The 207-nt window shown below is 45.9% G+C and carries 1 protein-coding gene; it reads right to left on the bottom strand.

Annotated elements, in window-relative coordinates:
* Positions 1 to 144 (bottom strand): transposase (locus tag NR177_RS23850; RefSeq protein ID WP_034951267.1); only part of this gene is annotated, 144 nt, incomplete at its 3' end.
* Between the last annotated feature and the right edge of the window lie 63 nt (positions 145 to 207).

A 207-nucleotide genomic window follows, 5' to 3' on the forward strand; every position in this document is an offset into this window, starting at 1 on the left:
CGGACCGTACTTCTTTATCCAGGCGTAAAGGCTGTGGGTGGTGATATCGAGACGTGTTGCAACGCTGGAAACAGAATAACCACGATCAACAACCTGTTTGACTGCTTCAATTTTAAACTCTTCGGGATAACGCTTACCGCTCATGGGCACCTCTCTTTAAGCCATCTTAAATGACTCTGAGATGTCTGTTAAATCCGTGGCGATTCA

This window comes from Pantoea sp. Fr+CA_20 (assembly GCF_024520835.1).
Taxonomy (GTDB): Bacteria; Pseudomonadota; Gammaproteobacteria; order Enterobacterales; family Enterobacteriaceae; genus Pantoea; species Pantoea allii.